Genomic DNA, 1,137 nt, shown 5'->3' with positions numbered 1-1,137 from the left:
GCTTGGTCTGCCACAGCAGCCATTGCGCGGCCGCGGCCAACACGCGGCCCTCGATGCCGATCGCGTCGCCCGACGCACCACGGAAGAAGCCCGAACCGTCCAGGCGCTCGTCGGCCTGGGAGGCGATGTCGGCCTCCTCGCTCAGGCTGCCGATGCGGCGCGCGGCACGCGCCGTCCAGTAGGGCACCAGGCGCAGCCGCTCCAGCGCCGCCTCGCTGCGCGGGCCGGGCCGATTCCAGATCTCGTTGGGCACCGCGGCGCGGCCCATGCCGTGGATCAGTGCGGCGCGGTAAATGCGCTGCGCCTGCGCCTCGCTCAAGTCAAGCCGCAGCGCGGCGGCGCGCGCCGCCTCGGCCACGCGGCGCGAGTAGCCAGTCAGCCAGGGCAGCTTCAGGTCGATCACATCGGCGATCAGCTCCAGCGGCGCGGTCGGCAGCGGCAGCTGCGCCGGCGCATCGATACAGGCCGGCTCGCTCTCCAGCGTGTGCAGCCAGTCGGCCGCATGCTGGCGCAGCACCGGCAGCCACGCGGCGGGGTAGTGGCGGCCGGCGCGCGCGGCCAGCCCGGCCAGCGCGTGTTCCAGGTCATGGACGCGGCTCTGGATCTCCAGGTCGCTGGCCACTTGGGCCAGCAGCACCTCGACCGGCACCTCGGCGCCGGCGAGCGCGTTCGGCTGGCCGCTGCCGTCCAGCTTCTCGAAGATGCGGCGCAGCGCGCGCTCGATCGGCGGCGGCAGGCCCAAGGTGCGCGCGACATCGCCCGACACCTCGCAATGGATCTGCGCCGCCGGGATCAGCCGGCCGGACAGATGGGCCGGCAGGCCGACCGCCAGCATCGCCTGCCGCCCGCCGACATCGTCGCCGATCACCTCGGCGACCTCGGAGGCGTTGGCGGTGCAGCCGGACCAGCGCAGCAGCGCGACGTAGGCCGCGTTGGCCTGCAGCGAGGCATCCAGGCCCAGCGCCGCCGCCAGCTGCACGGCCAGCCAGGCGCTGCGGGCGGATTGGTCGATCGGCTGACCCATGCTCAGGTCGCCGACAAAGGCAAGCGCCCTGACGGCATCGAAGACCTGGACCTGGGCGTTCGCGAGGACGGGGGCGCTGACGACAGACATGGTGTGCGTTGAACGGAAGCGGG

At 73.5% G+C, this 1,137-nt stretch carries 1 protein-coding gene; it reads right to left on the bottom strand.

Features of this window, described 5'->3' with window-relative positions; genetic code table 11:
• A partial coding sequence (locus PO768_RS25685; protein WP_272648313.1) for an HD-GYP domain-containing protein occupies nucleotides 1-1,114 on the bottom strand: 1,114 nt, incomplete at its 3' end.
• Nucleotides 1,115-1,137 lie beyond the last annotated feature (23 nt).

Source organism: Paucibacter sp. XJ19-41 (genome assembly GCF_028462495.1).
Lineage (GTDB): Bacteria > Pseudomonadota > Gammaproteobacteria > Burkholderiales > Burkholderiaceae_C > Roseateles_E.
The sequence above is the reverse complement of the archived record's forward strand: the minus strand, read 5'-3'. Positions and strand labels throughout refer to the sequence as shown.